The following is a 17,984-nucleotide window of genomic DNA, read 5'->3' on the forward strand; positions in this document are numbered from 1 at the left end:
GGGTCAGCCCTTCACCGCACCGGACGTCAGCCCCGCCACGATGCGACGCTGGAAGAACAACACGAACAGGATGATCGGGACGGTGATCACCACGGCGGCCGCGGAGATCGTCCCGGTCGGGTCTTCGAACTGCGACGACCCGGTGAAGAACGACAACGCCGCCGGGACCGTGCGCGAGGCCTCGGTCGAGGTCAGCGAGATCGCGAACAGGAAGTCGTTCCAGCAGAAGATGAACACCAGGATCGCGGTGGTGAACACCCCCGGTGCCGCCAGTGGCGCGATCACCTTCCGGAACGCCTGCGCCGGGGTCGCGCCGTCCATCTTCGCCGCCTTTTCCAGCTCCCACGGGATCTCCCGGAAGAACGCGGACAGCGTGTAGATCGACAGCGGCAGCGCGAACGTGATGTAGGGCAGGATCAGCCCCGGCCAGGTGTCGAACAGGCCAAGCTCACGTTCGATGTTGAACAGCGGCGTCACCAGCGACACCTGCGGGAACATCGCGATCAGCAGCGACATCCCGACCAGCACCTGCTTGCCGGGGAAGTCCAGCCGCGCGATCGCGTACGCCGCCATCGTGCCGAGGACGACCGCGATCACCGTCGCGATGATCGCGATCCCGATCGAGTTCACCAGCGCCCTGATGAACTCCGTGGTCTCGAAGATGTCCGCGTAGTTCTGCCACGTCCATTCCGACGGGATGAAGTTCCCGTCGTCCAGTGTCTCCTTGGTCTTGAACGAAAGCGAGACCACCCAGAGCACCGGGAACAGCGCGAACACCAGCACGAGGATGTCGACTAGGCCCCACTTCAACTTGCGGCCGGGAGTGACCGCTCCACCGATCGCCATCAGCGCTTACCCCCGTTGTCACTACCAGGTGCGGCCGTGCCGAACACCTTGATGAAGATGAACGCGATGATCGCCACCGTGATGAAGATCAGCACCGCCATCGTCGACCCGATCCCGAGGTTCAGCCCCTTGACCAGGTTGTTGTAGGTCTGCATCGACACCGACGACGTGTCCTGCGCGCCGTTGGTGAGCACGAAGATGTTGTCGAAGATGCGGAACGCGTCCAGCGTGCGGAACAGCAGCGCCACCAGGATCGCCGGCTTCATCACCGGCAGCATCACCTTCGTGAACCGCTGCCACGCCGTCGCGCCGTCCATCGCCGCGGCCTTCAGCAGGTCGTCCGGCACCAGCGCGAGGCCCGCCATCAGCAGCAGCGCCATGAACGGCGTCGTCTTCCACACCTCGGCCAGCACGATGATCGCCAGGGACGGCCAATACTCGGTCAACGGCGCGCTGTCCGGGAAGAACAGGTTGGCCAGATAACCCGTGTCCGGCGTCCAGGCGTAGTACCAGGAGAACGCCGCGACCACCGTCACGATGCCGTACGGGATCAGGGCGACCGTCCGCACGAGGCCCCGCCCGACCAGCGTCCGGTGCATGATCAGCGCCAGCCCCATACCGAGGACGAACTCGATCACCACCGAAACGATGGTCAGCCCCATCGTCGTCCCGAACGCCGTCCACCAGTAACCGTTGGACAGCACCGCGATGTAGTTGTCGAGGCCGACGAACTCCTGCTGCGCCGGGAACCTGAGGTCGTAGCGCTGCAGGGAGAGCCAGATCGAGTAGATGATCGGGTACCCGGTGACCGCGATCATCACGATCGCGGCCGGGGCGCACAGCCACAGCCCGAGTCTGCGCTCGGCCTTCTTTCCTTCACTGAGAACGGGTTTCGCCTTCTTGCCCGGTTTGGCCGCGGTCGCCGAACCTGCGGTTTCCTGCACGGTCACGGGATCACCCCCTTCGACTGGAGCGCGTCGGCGAGTTCTTCTTTGAGTTTTTCCGCCGTCTTCCGCGGATCGATGGCGGAAGGCGGGGAAAGCACCTTCGACAACACCGTCGAGGCGTTCTGGTAGGCCGGGGTCAGCGGACGCACGGCGGCGTCCTTGAGGGCCTCCAGGATCGTTTCCCGCATCGGGTACTTCGTTTCCATACTCGGGTTGTCGTCACTCTGCGGTGCCGTCGCGTCGAGTGGCAGCGTGTCCGTGTAGAGGGATTCGATCGTCGGCGGGACACCGTCCTTGAGCGCGGAGAACTTCTGGTTCTTCGCGCTGCGCAGGCACAGCGCGACCTCGTAGGCCTCGGCCTTGTGCTTCGAGGTCGAGCTGACCGCCAGGTTGTAGCCACCGATCGTGGTCTTGGCGGGCTTACCCGCTTCGAACTCCGGGTAGGTGGTCCACTTGAAGTGCTGGAGTTCGTCCTTCTTCTCCTTGGCGTAGGAGGCGTAGACGAACGGCCAGTTCAGCTCGAAGGCGGCGTTGCCGCGCTGGAAGGCCTGGCGGACCTCGTCCTCCTTGGAGTTGGTCAGCGACGGGTCGGTGATCCCGGCCGTGGTGACCTTCTTGAGCATCTCCAGCGCCTTGACCGCGCCCTCGTCCATCACGACCGACTTGCCGTCGTCGGACAGGATCTTGCCGCCCGCCGACTCGACGAGCGTGTTGTAGATGACGACCAGGCCTTCGTACTGCGCGCCGGTGAACACGACGTTCGCCGGCTTGCCCTGTGCCTTGAGCGCCTGTGCCTGCTGGATCATCTCGTCCCAGGTCTTCGGCGGCGTCGGGGTCAGGCGGTCGTCGTACCAGAGCAGCTGGACGTTGGTGTTCTTGGTCGCCGCGAAGAGCTTTCCGTTCCACGTGGCGGTTTCGAGCGGACCGGGCAGGACACCGGCGGTCGCCTCCGCCTTGGCTTCACCCGTCCATTCGTCGACCCAGCCCGCCTCGGCGAACTCCGAGACCCAGGTGACGTCCAGCCCGAGGACGTCGAGCGAATCGTCCCCGGCGGCCAGCCGTCGCACCATCTGTTCCCGCTGGCCGTCGGCCGGGCGCGGGAGCTTGTTGTACACGACCTCGTACCGCCCGCCCGATGCCTTGGTGCAATCGTCCACAACGGACTGGAAATTGTCTTCGGGCGCGTAGTAGACGTTGATCTTCAGCCCGGCGTCCGAACCGCAACCCGCCAGCAAGCCGGCCGTCAGCGCCACCGCGCCGAGTAGCGAGCCGGTGCGGCCTGGCGAGCGGCCCCTCCGGCTCGCGCTCATCCTCTTCCCCATGAGGCCTCCTCACCCGCGCACGCCCGGGGAACGGCGGCACTAGGACGCGTTGAAGAAGCCCGCGCGCCAGCACCCCGACGTGCTAGTGCTCGGGCGGACACGCTGGAGTACGCGACCGCCCGACTGGTGTTGTGCAACCTATTCCGGGCGATCACCGCCCGCAAGCAGTATCGGTAACGATTCAGCGGACCGCACGACGAACAGGTGAACGAGTACCGCCGAATGTCAGTGGCCCGGCCCCCGCGTCACCCGGTGGGACGGCCGCCCAACGCCAGCTGGGCGAGGAGCTCGCGCCCCTGTTCGGCCGAACGCGGCTGGCAGAGGACGTCGTACCGGCCCGCGACCAGCTGGCTCGCGGAGGAGAAGTCGCGGCGGGACATGCTGTAGCTGATCGCCGCGAAGACCGTCCACGCCAGGATGCCGAGCACGAGCCCGCCGATCATGGGCTGCCAGGCGAAACCCTGGTTGTTGAACATGCCCAGCAGCAACCCGATGATCAGGCCGAACCACGCGCCGGACACCGCACCGGTGCCCAGCACCCGGCCCCAGCTCAGCCGTCCGACGACGCGCTCGACGAGCATCAGGTCGACGCCGACGATGGTCACGTCGGAGACGCCGAACTCCTTCTCCGCGAGGAAACCGACGGCTTGCTGGGCTTCGCCGTACGTCGCGTAGGAACCGATCGGCCAGCCGGTAGGCGGTGTCGGCAGCCTGGGCAGCCCGCCCGCGGCCCTTCCGCCAAAGGGAGCACTCACGTAATCACCTCTCGCCCGTCCTGGTCCATCTTCTCAAGGACGGGCGAAAGGCGCGAACGTGAGCTGAAGGACGCCTTCAGCTCCTTCAGGAGCGGGACTTGTACTCGCGGAGCAGGCCGCGGCTGATGATGGTCTTCTGGATTTCGCTGGTGCCTTCGCCGATGAGCAGGAACGGCGCCTCGCGCATGAGGCGCTCGATCTCGTATTCCTTGGAGTAGCCGTAGCCGCCGTGGATACGGAAGGAGTCCTGGGTGACTTCGGCGCAGTACTCGCTGGCGATCAGCTTGGCCATGCCGGCTTCGACGTCGTTGCGTTCGCCGGAGTCCTTGAGGCGGGCGGCGTTGACCATCATCAGGTGCGCGGCCTCGACCTTGGTGGCCATTTCGGCGAGTTTGAACGCGACCGCCTGGTGCTCGGCGATGGCCTTGCCGAAGGTCTTGCGCTGCTGGGCGTACTCGACGGCGAGCTCGAACGCGCGGATCGCGATGCCGCAGGCGCGGGCGGCGACGTTGACGCGGCCGACCTCGACACCGTCCATCATGTACGCGAAGCCCTTGCCCGGCGCCTCGCCGAGGACCTTGTCCGCGCCGATCTTGAAGCCGTCGAACACGGCTTCGGTGGTGTCGACGCCCTTGTAGCCCATTTTGTCGATCTTGCCGGGGATGGTGAGGCCGGGTGCGACCTCACCGAAGCCCTCGGGCTTCTCGACCAGGAACGTGGTGAGGTTCTGGTGAGCCTTCTCGGCGCCTTCGTCGGTCTTGACCAGCAGCGCGATCAGGTTGGAGCTGCCGCCGTTGGTCAGCCACATCTTCGAACCGTCGATGACGTACCCGTCGTCGGTCCTGCGGGCGCGGGTCTTGATCGCGGCGACGTCGGAGCCGAGGTCGGGCTCGGACATCGAGAACGAGCCGCGGACCTCGCCGGTCGCCATCCGCGGCAGGAAGTGCTGCTTCTGCTCCGGCGTCCCGTGTTGCTTGATCATGTGCGCGACGATGAAGTGCGTGTTGATGACACCGGAGACGCTCATCCAGCCGCGCGCGATCTCCTCGACCACGAGCGCGTAGGTCAGCAGCGATTCACCGAGGCCGCCGTACTCCTCCGGGATGGTGAGCCCGAACAGGCCCATCTCCTTCATCCCCTCGACGATGTCGGCGGGATAGGTGTCGGAATGCTCCAGCTCCTGCGCGCGCGGGATGACCTCCTTGTCCACGAACTGGCGGACCGTGGCCAGGATTTCGGACTGCACGTCGGTCAAGCCGGCGGTCTGGGCGAGGCGAGCCATCGCTGCTCCTAAATTCGCGCGCACCGGGCTCCCGGCGCTGGGTTACCGGTGAGTATGACGGCTGACGTGGGACCTCGCTATGAGCGCAGTCACGCGTACGCCATCCGTGAGCATGCCACTACAGTGACAAGCCGATCACAGTCCGAGGGGGACGAAACGTGGCTCAGCAGCCCTTTGGCGGGTTCCCGCCGCAACAGCAGTACGCCTTCCCGAACCAGGCTCCGGCGCGGAGCAAGGATTCCGGTCTCGCGACGGCGGCCCTGATCTTTTCACTCTTCGGGCTGATCGGGCTGGTGTCCGTGATCCCGGGGATCGTCCTGGGGCACGTCGCCTTCGCGAAGGCCCGGCGCGACGAGGCCGGCGGCAAGGGCATGGCGCTCGCCGCGTTCATCGTCGGCTATCTGATGATCGTCCTGTACGCCATCGCGATCCCTGTCGCGCTGAACATCGCCGCGAAACACGGGGCTTTCCGGTAGCGATACGGTCCTCGTCTACGAGGGGACCAGCATGACGAATCCGCACGACCCGTACGGGCAGCAGCCGTCCGGGCAGTTCCAGCAGCCCTACGGACTTCAGCCGTACCAGCCGCCGCCTCAGCAGTACTACGTCCAGCAGCCCTACGTGCGGCCGCCGGACCAGGGCATGGCGGTGGCGTCGCTGGTGTGCTCGCTGATCGGGCTGATCATGTGCTTCCCCGCGATCCTGGGGATCATCTTCGGGCATATCGCGCTGTCGAAGGCCAAACGCGGCGAAGCGGGTGGCCAGGGCATGGCGCAGGCGGGGATGATCATCGGATACGTCGTCACCGCGCTTTGGCTGATCCCGGTCATCCTGTGGTTCGTTTTCGTGGTGCTCGCGATCGGAGCCGCGGGCGTCTCGTGACCCGTTCGGACGATACGGTGGTGTCCCGCACGAACCAGGGGGCAACCGGATGAGCAGTTCCGACTCGCAGGACACACCGTCGACGTCGTCCTACACCGACTCGAACACCTTCTCGGACCCGACTGTGGTGTCTTCGGCGCCCGAAACCGTGTCGGGCCCGCAGCCCTTTCAGCCACCGGAACCCTTCACCCCGCCCCCGCCGTTCGAGCCGCCCGCTCCGTTCGAGCCGCCTTCGGCTTCCGCGCCGGATCCCGCTCCCGCTCCCGAGCCGGCTTCCGTTCCGGTTCCGGTCGAGACGTACGGGCAGGCCATCGACCCACTGACCGCCGAGCCCGTGCCGCCGCCCTACGCGGCGCCGGAACCGCCGGTCCCGTCGGTGTACACGCCCGTGCCGTTGCCCGCGGCGTATCCGCCGCCGCAGCCGTACAACCCGTACGCGGCGGTCGCTCCCCCGCGGTCGCAGGACAACGGGATGGCGATCGCCGGGTTGGTGTGCTCACTCGTCGGGATCTGCTCCTGTGTGACGGTGATCGTCGGGCTGATCCTGGGGCACATCGGGCTGGCGCGGGCGAACCGCGGCGAAGCGGGTGGACGCGGCATGGCGCTCGCGGCGGTGATCATCGCCTACGTCGTGATCGCGCTGTACGTCGGTTTCATCGGCACGATGATCATTCTCGGGGTGAACGGGGAGCTCGAGTAGCGCTGGGCCTCGTGAGTGGCAAGGACGGTTCTAACCGTCCTTGCCACTCACGAGACCTGACCCACGTCGCCCGGTTCCCTGGGCGCCGGCGCCACCTGACCGTTGCCCTCGGAAACCTCCGGCTCCTCCGAAGGCGTCTCCCGCCTCGGCGTGTTCGCGTCGAGGAAGCGCAACAGCTCCACCGGGAACGGCAAGACCAGCGTCGAGTTCTTCTCCGCCGAGACCTGCACGACGGTCTCCAGCAGTCGCAGCTGCAACGCCGCCGGGGTGTCGGCCATGGTCGCGGCCGCCTGCGAAAGCTTGTGCGACGCCTGCAGTTCGCCGTCGGCCGAGATGACCCGTGCCCGCCGTTCGCGTTCGGCTTCGGCCTGGCGCGACATCGAGCGTTTCATCGACTCCGGCAGTGCGACGTCCTTGATCTCGACGCGGTCGATGTGGATGCCCCAGTCCAAGGCCGGGCTGTCGATCATCAGCTCCAGGCCCTCGTTCAGCCGTTCGCGGTTCGACAGCAGGTCATCGAGGTCGCTCTTGCCGATGATGGACCGCAGCGAGGTCTGCGCGACCTGGCCGACGGCCGAGCGGTAGTCCTGGACGTTGACCGCGGCCAGCACCGGGTCGATCACCTTGAAGTACACGACCGCGTCCACCCGCACGGTGACGTTGTCGCGGGTGATGCCGTCCTGCGCGGGGATCGGCATCGTGACGATCTGCATGTTGACCTTCTGCAGCCTGTCCGCGATCGGCACCAGCAGCGCGAGCCCCGGCTGCCGGATGGCGGGGCGCACCCGCCCGAACCGGAACACGAGACCGCGTTCGTACTGTTTCACCACGCGAAGGCTGGTCGCGAGCCAAGCACCGCCCGCGACGGCGATCGCACTGAGAATCTCCACCACCATGGCTGCTCCCGGGGTTGTTCTCGCTGTTCACGGTACGCCCGGCGGGTCACGAGGGAAACACGGTGGACAGGCCTGCCAAGGTGGGTTCGTGACCGGTTTCAAGATCCCGCCCAAGTTCCTCGACCGCGCCGCCGACCTCGGACCGGGAGCCGCCGAATGGCTCGATTCCCTCCCGTTCCTCGCCGAGAAGTACACCGCGAAGTGGCAGCTGGAATACGACGGCGAGGCCATGCACGGCTTCGTCGGCGTCGCGCAGCCCGTGCGCCGCGCGGACGGCTCCCCCGCGATCCTCAAACTCGGCTGGCCGCACGAGGAATCCGACGACGAACCGCTCGCACTGTCCACTTGGGCCGGTCAGGGCGCGGTCCTGATGTACGACAACGTGCCCGAGGACGGCGTCCTCCTCCTGGAGCGGCTCGACGCGAGCCGGTCGCTCGAAACCGAGCCGATCCAGGAGGCCGTCGAGACCGTCGGCGCCCTGGCGCGACGGCTGGCCGTCCCCGCTCCCGCCACGCTGCGGCGTTCCCTTCGCGAGGAAGCCGCGGAACTGGTCACGGAACTCCCGGAGACCTGGAGCGAACTGGGGGAACCGTTCGATCGCGAGTACATCGACGCCGCGGTGGAGATCTGCGCGCGGCTCGGACCGGAGGCCGGGGAGCTGATGGTCAACGAGGACCTGCATTTCGAGAACGTCCTCGCCGGGGACCGCGAACCGTGGCTGGTGATCGACCCGAAGCCGCTTTCGGGCGATCTCGAGTTCGGCGCGATCTCGATCCTCTGGAACCGGGCAGAAGAGTCCACAATGGACGAAAAGCTCGCGTGGTTCGCCGCGGCCGCCGGGGTGGACGCCGGACGCGCGCGGGAGTGGACGCTGGTCCGCGCGGTGCAGAACTGGACCTGGCTGTACGAAGACCTCGCCGAGGGCGCATCGCCCGAAAGTCTCGCCGAAGACCCGGCCTACGCCGCCGTTCCCGGAATCGCCGCCTGGGCATTGCGGTGATCACACGAATCGTCTCCGGCCCCGGGAGCGGATAACCTTCGGGCATGGCAGCCGTGAACAGGGTATTCGCAGCTCAGCTGGCCGGTTTGCCGGTTTTCGGCCCCGATGGTGAATCGATCGGCAAGGTGCGGGACCTCGTGGCGGGCCTGCGCCTGGACCAGCAACCGCCACGAATCCTGGGCATCGTCGTCGAGCTGACGACGAGGCGGCGGGTGTTCGTGCCGATGTTGCGCGTGACCTCGATCGAACCCAGCGCGATCACGCTCGCCACCGGATCGGTGAACATGCGGCGGTTCCACCAGCGGCCCAACGAGGTGCTGGTGGTCGGGCAGCTGTTCGACGCGCACGCCACCCTCGCCGGCTCGGACACCCGGGTCACCGTCGTCGACGCCGGCATGGAGCCGACGCGCACGCGGGACTGGGTGCTCGCCAAACTCGCGATCCGGGAACGGTCGAGCAGGCTCGGCCTCGGCAGACGACGATCGGCGATGCAGGTGCTGCCGTGGGCGGAGGTGTCCGGGCTCGGCCTCACCGACCTGACCGGCCAGACCCAGGGCGCGGCGCAGCTGCTGATGCTGTTCGACACCATGCGCGCGGCCGACGTCGCCGCCACGGTCCGCGACCTGCCGCTCAAACGACGGCACGAGGTCGCCGACGCGATGGACGACGAACACCTCGCCGACGTCATCGAGGAGCTTCCCGAAGACGACCAGAAGGAACTGCTGTCCTACCTCGCCGAGGAACGCGCCGCCGACATCCTCGAAGCGATGGATCCCGACGACGCCGCCGACCTGCTGGCCGAGCTGGCGCCCGCCGAGCAGAACCGGTTCCTGGAGCTGATGGAACCCGAGGAGTCGGCACCGGTGAAGCGGCTGCTGGAGTATTCCTCCGACACCGCGGGCGGCTTGATGACCCCGGAGCCGGTGGTGCTGACGCCGGACGCCACGGTCGCCGAGGCGCTCGCGCACATCCGCAACGCCGACCTCCCGGTGGCGCTGGCGAGCATGGTGTTCGTCTGCCGTCCGCCGACCGAGACGCCGACCGGGCGGTTCGTCGGCGTCGTCCACTTCCAGCGGCTGCTGCGCGAACCACCCGCGGAGATGGTGGCGAGCGCCATCGACTCCCAGCTGCCCGCGCTGAAGCCGAACGCTTCGCTGTCCGAGGTCACGCGGTACTTCGCCGCCTACAACCTCACCTGCGGGCCGGTGGTGGACGCCGAAGACCACCTGCTCGGCGCGGTCACCGTCGACGACGTCCTCGACCACCTGCTGCCGGAGGACTGGCGCGAGACCGGGCTGCACGACATCACCGGAGAGATCACCGAGGAGACCGAACGTGCCTGAACTTTTGCCCGGGCGGCGGCTGGACCAGCCCCGCGGCCAGAGCCGGTTCAGGCTGAACATCGACCCCGATTCGTTCGGCCGGTTCACCGAACGGATCGCGCGGTTCCTCGGCACCGGCAAGTACCTGTTCTGGCAGACGCTGATCGTCATCATCTGGATCGTGCTGAACCTGGTCGCGGTCTCGCTGCAATGGGACCCGTACCCGTTCATCCTGCTGAACCTGGCGTTCTCGACGCAGGCCGCGTACGCCGCGCCGCTGATCCTGCTGGCGCAGAACCGGCAGGACGACCGCGACCGCGTCTCCCTGGAGGAGGACCGGAACCGCGCCGCGCAGACCAAGGCCGACACCGAATACCTCGCGCGGGAGCTGGCGTCGCTGCGGATCGCGCTCGGCGAGGTCGCCACGCGGGACTTCCTGCGGGGCGAACTCGACCGGCTCCGTGAGGATCTCGACGCCAAGCCGCGCAAGGCCAAACCCGACCGCGCACCTACCGGTACTTGATCTTCGGTAACCAGGGCGCCAAGCAGTCACTTCTTACCCTCTGGACGCCCTGCCGCCGTGATCCCGGGGCCCTCGGCCAGGCGGGTTCGACCAGCTCCGCCTACCGGTACGTAACATGGACCTGTGACCAGTACGCAGCAACTCCCCAGCGTCGACGATGTCCGCACCGCGCTGAAGGCCGTGTACGACCCGGAGATCAAGAAACCGATCACCGAACTCGGCATGGTCAAGGACGTGGAGGTCGGCTCGGACGGTGTGGTCACCGTCGGGATCTACCTGACGGTCGCCGGCTGCCCGCTGAAGGCGACCCTGACCAACGACACCACCGAAGCCGTCAAGAAGCTCCCCGGCGTCAGCGACGTCCGGGTCGAGCTCGACGTGATGAGCGACGAGCAACGCACGGAGCTGCGGAAATCGCTGCGCGGTGACGCCGCAGAGCCGGTGATCCCGTTCGCGCAGCCGGGTTCGCTGACGCGGGTCTACTGCGTCGCGTCCGGCAAGGGCGGCGTCGGCAAGTCCTCGGTGACGGTGAACCTCGCGGCCGCGATGGCCGAACGCGGGCTTTCCGTCGGCGTGGTCGACGCGGACATCTACGGGCACTCGGTGCCGCGGATGCTCGGCGCGCGGGAGAAGCCGACCAAGGTCGACACCATGATCATGCCGCCGCAGGCGCACGGCGTGAAGGTCATCTCGATCGGCATGTTCACCCCGGGCAACCAGCCCGTCGTGTGGCGCGGGCCGATGCTGCACCGCGCGCTGCAGCAGTTCCTCGCCGACGTGTTCTGGGGCGACCTCGACATCCTGCTGCTGGACCTGCCGCCGGGCACCGGCGACATCGCGATCTCGGTGGCGCAGCTCATCCCGAACGCGGAGATCCTGGTCGTCACCACCCCGCAGCAGGCGGCCGCCGAGGTGGCCGAGCGCGCGGGCGCGATCGCGCTCCAGACGCGGCAGCGCGTGGCCGGGGTCATCGAGAACATGTCGTGGCTGGAGACGCCCGACGGCCAGCGGATGGAGATCTTCGGCTCCGGCGGCGGGCAGTCCGTGGCCGACTCGCTGTCGAAGTCGGTCGGGTCGACCGTGCCGCTGCTCGGGCAGGTCCCGATGGACCCGCGGGTGGTCTCCAACGGCGACGCCGGGACGCCGATCGTGCTGGCCGAGCCGGACGCGCCGGCGTCGCTCGTGCTCAAGGAGGCGGCGAAGAAGCTGACCGTCCGGGCGCGCGGGCTGGCCGGGATGATGCTGAACGTCACCCCCGCGGGCCGCTGAGCCCCCCTTCTTACGCATTCAGTCCTCTGGACGCGGTACTTGCACACGCAAGGACCGCATCCAGAGGACTGAATGCATTAGGGGTCAGGTGGCGTCCGGGTCGACCGGCGGGCGCTCCCCCGGCTTCAGCGGCTCGGGCTGCGAAGCGGTCGCCGGGTAGCCGTTGGGCTTGGCGGCGCCGTTGGTCCCGTTGGCGCCATTGGTGCCGTTGATGTTGTTGATCCCCAGCGGATCCGGGTCACCGTCGAACAGGTGCTGGGTGACGACCCGCTTCGGGTCGAAGTTCCGCAGGCCCCTCAGGTCCTCCAGCGGCTTGCGCAGCTGATCGAACTCCGGGCCCATCTCCTCACGCAGCTGCGTCTTGGCGCCGGTCGCGAAGTCGCGGACCTTGCGGACGCTCTTCGCCACCCAGGACGCCGCTTCGGGCAGCCGTTCCGGACCGAGGATGAAAAGACCCGCGACGACGATGATGAGGATCTCTCCCCAGCCGACACTCTCGAACACCCGTGTGAACCTCCGCCTCGGCGTCTTCCCCGTTCAGGGTACCCGCCCGAACCCGCTAGTCCGAGGCCAGTTTCACGTCGACGACGAGAGAAGACCCATCGCGGACAAGGCGGACAGGGACGACTTCGCCGACTTCGCGGGCGCGGACCGCGACGAGCAGTTCCGCCGAGTCGCGCACGAGCCGTCCGCCGACCTCCGTGATGACGTCGCCTTCTTTGATCCCGGCGGCGGCCGCGGGGCCGCCAGGGGCGACGTTGCGGACCTGTGCGCCCATGGTGCTGGAGCCCGCGACGGTCGACGAAGCGTTGATGCCGATGTCGGGGTGGACGACCTTGCCGTCCTTGATCAGTGTTTTCGCGATCTTCACCGCGTAGTCACTGGGGATGGCGAACCCGATGCCGATGCTGCCGCCTTCGGCGCTGGACGAGCGGATCGCGGAGTTGATCCCGACCAGCGCGCCGGTCGCGTCGACGAGCGCGCCGCCCGAGTTGCCGTGGTTGATCGCGGCGTCGGTCTGGATGGCCTCGTAGATCACCGGCGCGCTGCCGCCGTCGCCACCGGCGGTCACCGGGCGGTTGAGCGCGCTCACGATGCCCGCGGTGACCGAGTTCTGCAGCGCCAGCGGCGAACCGACGGCGATCACGGAGTCGCCGACGGCGAGGTCGGACGACTTCCCGACCTGCAGCGCGGTCAGGTTCTTGACGTCGACCTTGACCACGGCGAGGTCGGTCTTGGGGTCGGCGCCGACGACCTTCGCCTCGACGCGCTTGCCGTCGAAGAACACGGCGGTGACCTTGGTGGCCGCGTCGGCCGTCGCGGCGGAGATCACGTGTTCGTTCGTGAGCACGTAGCCCTGGGTGTCGATGACGACGCCGGAGCCCTGCTGACCGGCTTCGGCGCCGGGTTTGAACACTTCGAGCGAGACCACGGTGGGCGCCACCCGGTGGGCGATATCCGCGATCGAGCCCGCCGGACGTTCCTTGGCCGCGTCGGCTTCGGAGATGCTGGCCTGTCCGGTCAGTTCGGTACCGGTGTCGGCGAACCACCAGCCGATCAGCCCGCCGGCGGCACCGATGACGAGCGCGACCGCGGCGAGCATCGCCAGCGCCTTCGTCTGCACACGCCGCCCGAAAAGGACCTCCGGAAGGCTCAGCAGCGCGCCTTGCGGGCGCTTGGCGTCCTTCTCCTCATCCGAGTCCTGGTGCACGGCGGGCCCGGCCAGCACCGCGCCGGACGACGGGTCGCGCCAGGGATCCGAGGTCGTGGTCCAGAGCGGGCCTTCGGCGCCGTTCGCGGACGGTTCGGCGCCGTTGGTCCCGTGCGGCCGCTCCAGCACGACACCTTCGGCGCCCGGCGGGCGGCGGAAGGCCTCGGCGAGCGATTCCGGCGTCGGGGGCGCGAGGTTCAAGCCCGGCGCGGACTGACCGTTGGTGCCGGGCTGGTACAGCTTGTCGAAGGCACCGTCGACACCGCGCGGCCTGCCGAACGTGGCCGCCTGCGCCGGATCGACGGCGGGCCGGGCCAGCGGGCGCGGCGCCAGCCGATCCCCAGGCTGCTGCGGATTCGCGTTCGGCTGCTCGGTCATCATTCCCCGGGGCTGAGATCAGGTTGGCCGGACGCGAGAGTACGCCAAGCCTCACCCGGGATTCTGCCGTGACCACGGTGAAGTGCGCGTTGATTCCCCGAACCCGGCGAGAAATGTGACACATGAGGAAACCGTGTCTCGGGTCTGGCAGTCTCACGGGCATGTCGGAGCAATGGTCACAGCAGCCGCCGAAGAAGAAGGGCTTCTCCTTCAAGGTCCAAATGATCCTGCTCGCCACCTCGCTCGTCGTGGCCGTCGGCGGGTTCGCCGTGATCATCACGCTGAACAACATCGCGGGGCCGGAGAAGCAGGCCAAAGCGCTGACCGAGGGCGACTGCGCCGTGCTGACCGGATCCGGCGAGGAGGCCGACGCGGTCCCGGCTCCGTGCGATTCACCGGGAGTGCCGTACACGGTGGGCATCGCCGGGGTCGACGAAGGCGACTGGAACTGCAAGGAAGGCTTCTACAAGTACGCCGTCCAGACGCCGCTGCGCGGGAAAGGCGTCGGCCTGTGCCTGGCGATCAACGCCCAGGTCGGGTTGTGTTTCGACGATATCGGGACGAAGACCCCGCCGCCGCTGAAGGACTGCGGGTCGGCGCGGCTGAGGATCAGTGAGGTCTTTCCGGAGAACAGTCCGTGCGCCGAGGGCACGACGGAAGTCGTCTCCTACGCGAGCTACGGGACCTCGAAGTTCAAGGGCGCGACGATCTGCTTCGTCACGCCCTGACCGAGCGGATCAGCGGGCGGACACCGGCATGGGCACGCTGGACGTGCTCGGACTCGGCGTGGTGCTGCGCGGCGGCTCCGGCTGGGCGCCGCCCAGCTGCGCGGGCAGCAACCCGGCGTTGACGCCTTGCGGCGGGGTCAAACCGGTGTTCGGCTGCTCTTCGGTGCCGTCACCCGAGGTCGCGACGAGGGCGAGCGCACTCAGCACCAGACCCGAAACGACGACTCCGGCGCCCTGCGCGTACTTCCGCCGGGCGAGGCCGAACCGCCCGCCGCCGAGCACGTTCGGCGACTGGCCCAGCGGCGCCGTTGATCCCAACGGCGCGGTCCCGCCCAGAACCCCGGTGTCGCGAAGGCCGGCGACCCGGTCGGGCCGCTGGATGGCGACCAGCTGACCGTCGGCGGTCATGGCCAGGTTGTCGGGGGTGCCGGGAAGTTCGGTGTTCTGCGGGATGGAGCAAAGGCTGGCCAGGAACCCCGCCGACATCGACGGGGCTCCCGCCTGCTTCACGGCCGCGACGGCCTGGCGCTGGGCGGTCACTTCGGCGGCGCAGGACTGGCAACGGGCGATATGCGCCGAAGCCCTGTCCTGGGCGCCGAGGGACAGCTCGCCGTCCACGAAGGCGACGATGGCGTCCGGAAGCAGATGCGACTCGGGGAGTCCCCAACCTCGCGGTGCGGTCATACCCCCACCTTCGCAGACTCCTGCGCCGCGGCGCGACGACGCTCCAAAGAAGCGCGAAGCGCCTGGCGGCCGCGGTGGATCCGGCTGCGCACGGTGCCGAGCTTGACACCGAGGGTGGCGCCGATCTCCTCGTACGAGAGGCCTTCGACGTCGCACAGCACGACCGCGGCACGGAACTCGGGCGGCAACTCGTCGAGCGCGGCCTGCAGGTCCGGGTCGAGGTGCGTGTCGGAGTAGACCTGCTCGGGGCTCGGGTCGTCACCGACGATGCGGTCGGTGTCCTCGGGGAGGCCTTCCATCCGCACACGCGAGCGGCGGCGGGCCATGTCGAGGAAGAGGTTCGTGGTGATGCGGTGCAGCCAGCCTTCGAACGTGCCGGGCTTGTAGGAGGCGAGCGAGCGGAAGACCCGGATGAAGGTCTCCTGCGTCAGGTCCTCGGCGTCGTGGGCGTTACCGGTCAGGCGGTATGCCAGCCGGTACACGCGGTCGGCGTGCTCACGCACGACCTCGTCCCACGAGGGCGGCGTCCATGCGGCCTCGTCCACCGTCACCGGCGTGACCTGGTCCGCGTGCTGGTCCTGCATCGTTTCCTGCATCGGGGAAGTAGGCACCTCCATCAGCGTCTTCTCCCAACTACTCCACCCAACGCGGGCGATGAGCACGGTGTTCCCGTTGTCGAGGACCAGTCTGTCCGGCCTGCTTATGTTTCTAGTGAGACTGGACTGAGAGGAGGCTGAGAAGTCGGTACCAGGGAGTCTTCGCTCTTTTGACGATAGGCAGCGCTAACCTCCGCGTGTGAATTCCGGGACGCATGCGGGCTCGCCTGCCGAGGCCGCCGACGCCGACCTCGTCGACGGCTACGTCCCCGACGACGAGGTTCTGGCCGCCGCGCGGGCGCGGTCGGCCGATCTGGGATGCGGCCCGCTGAGCGCGGGCGCGGGCGCGACTCTGCGGTTTCTCGCCACGACGCTGCGGGCGAAGGCCGTCGTCGAGGTCGGGACCGGGGCCGGGGTGAGCGGGTTGTGCCTGCTCGGCGGCATGGTCGACGACGGGATCCTCACCTCGATCGACATCGAGCCGGAGTACCACCGGGCGGCGCGGGCGGCGTTCCGCGAGGCCGGCTACGCGCCGGGGCGGACCCGCCTGATCATGGGGCGCGCGCTCGACGTCCTCCCCCGGCTCACCCCCGGCGGCTACGACCTGGTGTTCGTCGATTCGGCGCCGGTCGAGTACCCGAGTTGCTACGAGAAGGCCGTCTCGCTGCTGCGGCCCGGCGGGATACTGGCGTTCCACAACGTCTCGGGGACCAGGGTGACCGATCCCTCACGACGTGATCCGGACACCCTCGCGCTGCGGGAGGTCGCGCGGGCGTTCCGCGAGGACGAGCGGCTGGTCCCGGCGCTGTTGCCGGTGGGCGGCGGGCTGCTGGTCGCCGCGATCGCGTAGCAAGGGACCTTTGCTACCGCTTTCAGACGCGTTCCGTGAAGGCCTCCTTGAGGGACCCAGAGTCCCGCAAGGAGGCCTTCACGGACTTGGGGACCACCGCGACCACGGCCACCGCGGCGATGGCGAGCCAGGCGGCGGTGAGCACGATCAGCCAGGTCCAGCCCGCGTGCCCGTAGACGGTCGCGCCGACGGCGCCCCCGACGCTGCTGCCGAGGTAGTACGAAAGCGTGTAGAGCCCGCCCACCTGGCCCCGTGCGTTCTCTGGCGCCTCCGCGGCGGCCCAGCCGTTGGCGACGGCGTGCGCGGCGAAGAACGCGCCGGTCAGCACCACGAACCCGGCGACGACCATGGGCAGCGAGTCGGACAGCGTCAGCGCGGCGCCCGCGATCGTGAGCAGCAGGGCACCGACGAGCGCGCGGCGGCGGCCGAACCGGCCGACGAGCTTGCCCGCCGTCGCTGACGAGACCGAGCCCATCGCGTACGCGAGGAAGACGAGCGACGCGATCGCGGGCGAGAGGTTCAGCGGCTCGCCGGTCAGGCGGAATCCGGCGGCGTTGTACAGCGCGACGAACGAGCCCATCGCCAGCAGCGCGACCGCGTACTGGGCCAGCAGGACCGGCTTCCGCACCGCCGCGCCGAGCCCGGACAGCACCGCCCTGGCCTGTTCCCGCAGCCGCTCTGACCTGCGGCGATCCACGAAAGTGGTAGCAAAGGTCCCTTGCTCCCCCGGCGGCAGGGCCAGCACCGTGACCACCGTGCAGACCAGCCCGATCCCCGCGACCACGATCAGCGCGCCGTGGTAGCCGAACGGTCCGGCGGTGAACCCGGCGGCGAGCCGTCCGATCATGCCGCCGATGGTGTTCCCGGCGATCATCGCGCCCACCGCCGCCGCGAGCCCGGCCTTGCCGAGCCGTTCCGCGAGGTAGGCGGCGGCCACTCCGGGGAACCCCGCGATCGCGACCCCTTGCAGCGCCCGGAGCACGAGCAGCGCCGGATAGCTGGGCGCCAGCGGCAGCAGGAAACCGAATACGACCGACGCGACCACCGAAGCGATGATCACCGGACGCCGCCCCACGACCTCCGACAGCGCCGCGATGGGCAGCACGGCGATCGCGAGCGCACCGGTCGCCACGCTCACCGCGAGCGAAGCGCCACCGGGGTCGAGGTGATACTGCTCGGCCAGCTGCGGCAGCACCGGCTGCGGCGCGTAGAGCAGCGCGAACGAGGAGATCCCGGCCGCGGCGACGGCGATCGTCACGCGGCGGGTGGTTCCGATGGCAGGCACGGATCCGA

General features: G+C 68.5%; 20 protein-coding genes. 9 read left to right on the plus strand and 11 right to left on the minus strand.

Features of this window, described 5'->3' with window-relative positions:
* Nucleotides 1–3 precede the first annotated feature (3 nt).
* From NQK81_RS17540 to NQK81_RS17560, 5 genes are all read right to left on the minus strand, one after another.
* A complete protein-coding gene (locus NQK81_RS17540) occupies nt 4–846 on the minus strand; it encodes a carbohydrate ABC transporter permease (RefSeq protein WP_126736347.1) in 843 nt (280 codons plus the stop codon).
* Nucleotides 846–1,796, minus strand: coding sequence for a carbohydrate ABC transporter permease (locus tag NQK81_RS17545; protein ID WP_257489041.1), 951 nt, complete (start codon nt 1,794–1,796; stop codon nt 846–848). The genes NQK81_RS17540 and NQK81_RS17545 overlap by 1 nt, the downstream gene beginning before the upstream one ends.
* Nucleotides 1,793–3,115, minus strand: coding sequence for an ABC transporter substrate-binding protein (locus NQK81_RS17550; RefSeq protein ID WP_257489042.1), 1,323 nt, complete (start codon nt 3,113–3,115; stop codon nt 1,793–1,795). Before NQK81_RS17550 ends, NQK81_RS17545 begins: the two co-directional genes overlap by 4 nt.
* A 245-nt stretch (nt 3,116–3,360) precedes the next feature.
* Complete coding sequence (locus NQK81_RS17555) at nt 3,361–3,870, minus strand: YflT domain-containing protein (protein ID WP_257489043.1); 510 nt, start codon at nt 3,868–3,870, stop codon at nt 3,361–3,363.
* Between the two features lie 85 nt (nt 3,871–3,955).
* Entirely contained in the window at nt 3,956–5,152 is a 1,197-nt protein-coding gene (locus tag NQK81_RS17560; protein WP_126736350.1) for an acyl-CoA dehydrogenase family protein, read from the minus strand.
* A gap of 158 nt (nt 5,153–5,310) precedes the next feature.
* Here NQK81_RS17560 and NQK81_RS17565 point away from each other — a divergent pair, with 158 nt between their 5' ends.
* Genes NQK81_RS17565 through NQK81_RS17575 form a run of 3 tightly spaced genes read left to right on the plus strand, consistent with a single transcriptional unit; the run spans nt 5,311 to nt 6,734 of the window.
* Nucleotides 5,311–5,628, plus strand: a complete 318-nt coding sequence (locus tag NQK81_RS17565; protein ID WP_257489044.1) for a DUF4190 domain-containing protein — start codon at nt 5,311–5,313, stop codon at nt 5,626–5,628.
* Between the two features lie 31 nt (nt 5,629–5,659).
* Nucleotides 5,660–6,034: a DUF4190 domain-containing protein gene (locus NQK81_RS17570; protein WP_126736351.1), complete on the plus strand. Its 375-nt coding sequence runs from the start codon at nt 5,660–5,662 to the stop codon at nt 6,032–6,034.
* Nucleotides 6,035–6,083: 49 nt separating this feature from the next.
* Nucleotides 6,084–6,734: a DUF4190 domain-containing protein gene (locus NQK81_RS17575; RefSeq protein WP_257489045.1), complete on the plus strand. Its 651-nt coding sequence runs from the start codon at nt 6,084–6,086 to the stop codon at nt 6,732–6,734.
* A 47-nt stretch (nt 6,735–6,781) separates the two neighbouring features.
* Here NQK81_RS17575 and NQK81_RS17580 read toward each other — a convergent pair whose 3' ends face one another.
* Complete coding sequence (locus NQK81_RS17580) at nt 6,782–7,630, minus strand: slipin family protein (protein WP_257489046.1); 849 nt, start codon at nt 7,628–7,630, stop codon at nt 6,782–6,784.
* A gap of 88 nt (nt 7,631–7,718) precedes the next feature.
* Here NQK81_RS17580 and NQK81_RS17585 point away from each other — a divergent pair, with 88 nt between their 5' ends.
* The 4 genes from NQK81_RS17585 to NQK81_RS17600 all read left to right on the plus strand — a co-directional run bounded on the left by NQK81_RS17585 (nt 7,719) and on the right by NQK81_RS17600 (nt 11,744).
* Nucleotides 7,719–8,630 (plus strand): aminoglycoside phosphotransferase family protein, encoded by a 912-nt coding sequence (locus NQK81_RS17585; RefSeq protein ID WP_257489047.1) that lies wholly within the window; start codon nt 7,719–7,721, stop codon nt 8,628–8,630.
* Nucleotides 8,631–8,674: 44 nt separating this feature from the next.
* The gene (locus tag NQK81_RS17590) at nt 8,675–9,973 is read left to right on the plus strand and encodes a magnesium transporter MgtE N-terminal domain-containing protein (protein WP_126736355.1); all 1,299 of its coding nucleotides are present in this window, start codon (nt 8,675–8,677) and stop codon (nt 9,971–9,973) included.
* Nucleotides 9,966–10,475 (plus strand): DUF1003 domain-containing protein, encoded by a 510-nt coding sequence (locus NQK81_RS17595; RefSeq protein WP_257489048.1) that lies wholly within the window; start codon nt 9,966–9,968, stop codon nt 10,473–10,475. The genes NQK81_RS17590 and NQK81_RS17595 overlap by 8 nt, the downstream gene beginning before the upstream one ends.
* A gap of 123 nt (nt 10,476–10,598) precedes the next feature.
* Complete coding sequence (locus NQK81_RS17600; RefSeq protein WP_257489049.1) at nt 10,599–11,744, plus strand: Mrp/NBP35 family ATP-binding protein; 1,146 nt, start codon at nt 10,599–10,601, stop codon at nt 11,742–11,744.
* 84 nt (nt 11,745–11,828) lie between these two features.
* Here the strand turns inward: NQK81_RS17600 and tatB are convergent, their stop codons facing one another.
* On the minus strand, nt 11,829–12,248 hold the full coding sequence (tatB, locus tag NQK81_RS17605) for a Sec-independent protein translocase protein TatB (protein WP_126736358.1): 420 nt from the start codon (nt 12,246–12,248) through the stop codon (nt 11,829–11,831).
* 55 nt (nt 12,249–12,303) lie between these two features.
* Entirely contained in the window at nt 12,304–13,833 is a 1,530-nt protein-coding gene (locus tag NQK81_RS17610) for a S1C family serine protease (RefSeq protein WP_257489050.1), read from the minus strand.
* A 161-nt stretch (nt 13,834–13,994) separates the two neighbouring features.
* Here NQK81_RS17610 and NQK81_RS17615 point away from each other — a divergent pair, with 161 nt between their 5' ends.
* Nucleotides 13,995–14,561, plus strand: coding sequence for an LppU/SCO3897 family protein (locus NQK81_RS17615; protein WP_257489051.1), 567 nt, complete (start codon nt 13,995–13,997; stop codon nt 14,559–14,561).
* 9 nt (nt 14,562–14,570) lie between these two features.
* On the opposite strand, the gene NQK81_RS17620 is transcribed toward NQK81_RS17615, so the two are convergent.
* Together NQK81_RS17620 and sigE are read right to left on the minus strand one after the other, a co-directional pair.
* On the minus strand, nt 14,571–15,245 hold the full coding sequence (locus NQK81_RS17620; protein WP_126736361.1) for an anti-sigma factor family protein: 675 nt from the start codon (nt 15,243–15,245) through the stop codon (nt 14,571–14,573).
* Nucleotides 15,242–15,841, minus strand: coding sequence for an RNA polymerase sigma factor SigE (sigE, locus tag NQK81_RS17625; RefSeq protein WP_016331450.1), 600 nt, complete (start codon nt 15,839–15,841; stop codon nt 15,242–15,244). The genes NQK81_RS17620 and sigE overlap by 4 nt, the downstream gene beginning before the upstream one ends.
* A gap of 199 nt (nt 15,842–16,040) precedes the next feature.
* Between sigE and NQK81_RS17630 the strand changes: the two genes are divergently transcribed.
* The gene (locus tag NQK81_RS17630; protein WP_192746594.1) at nt 16,041–16,691 is read left to right on the plus strand and encodes an O-methyltransferase; all 651 of its coding nucleotides are present in this window, start codon (nt 16,041–16,043) and stop codon (nt 16,689–16,691) included.
* Nucleotides 16,692–16,713: 22 nt separating this feature from the next.
* Here NQK81_RS17630 and NQK81_RS17635 read toward each other — a convergent pair whose 3' ends face one another.
* Entirely contained in the window at nt 16,714–17,967 is a 1,254-nt protein-coding gene (locus NQK81_RS17635) for an MFS transporter (RefSeq protein WP_257489780.1), read from the minus strand.
* Nucleotides 17,968–17,984 lie beyond the last annotated feature (17 nt).

The sequence above is a fragment of the Amycolatopsis roodepoortensis genome (genome assembly GCF_024628825.1).
Taxonomy (GTDB): Bacteria; Actinomycetota; Actinomycetes; order Mycobacteriales; family Pseudonocardiaceae; genus Amycolatopsis; species Amycolatopsis roodepoortensis.

Bases quoted from the DNA above. Each gene is read 5' to 3' on its own strand.
- NQK81_RS17540 (WP_126736347.1), bottom strand. From the start codon at position 846: ATGGCGATCGGTGGAGCGGTCACTCCCGGCCGCAAGTTGAAGTGGGGC.
- NQK81_RS17590 (WP_126736355.1), top strand. From the start codon at position 8,675: ATGGCAGCCGTGAACAGGGTATTCGCAGCTCAGCTGGCCGGTTTGCCG.
- NQK81_RS17560 (WP_126736350.1), bottom strand. From the start codon at position 5,152: ATGGCTCGCCTCGCCCAGACCGCCGGCTTGACCGACGTGCAGTCCGAA.
- sigE (WP_016331450.1), bottom strand. From the start codon at position 15,841: ATGCAGGAAACGATGCAGGACCAGCACGCGGACCAGGTCACGCCGGTG.
- NQK81_RS17550 (WP_257489042.1), bottom strand. From the start codon at position 3,115: ATGGGGAAGAGGATGAGCGCGAGCCGGAGGGGCCGCTCGCCAGGCCGC.
- NQK81_RS17615 (WP_257489051.1), top strand. From the start codon at position 13,995: ATGTCGGAGCAATGGTCACAGCAGCCGCCGAAGAAGAAGGGCTTCTCC.
- NQK81_RS17580 (WP_257489046.1), bottom strand. From the start codon at position 7,630: ATGGTGGTGGAGATTCTCAGTGCGATCGCCGTCGCGGGCGGTGCTTGG.
- NQK81_RS17570 (WP_126736351.1), top strand. From the start codon at position 5,660: ATGACGAATCCGCACGACCCGTACGGGCAGCAGCCGTCCGGGCAGTTC.
- NQK81_RS17620 (WP_126736361.1), bottom strand. From the start codon at position 15,245: ATGACCGCACCGCGAGGTTGGGGACTCCCCGAGTCGCATCTGCTTCCG.
- NQK81_RS17575 (WP_257489045.1), top strand. From the start codon at position 6,084: ATGAGCAGTTCCGACTCGCAGGACACACCGTCGACGTCGTCCTACACC.
- NQK81_RS17610 (WP_257489050.1), bottom strand. From the start codon at position 13,833: ATGACCGAGCAGCCGAACGCGAATCCGCAGCAGCCTGGGGATCGGCTG.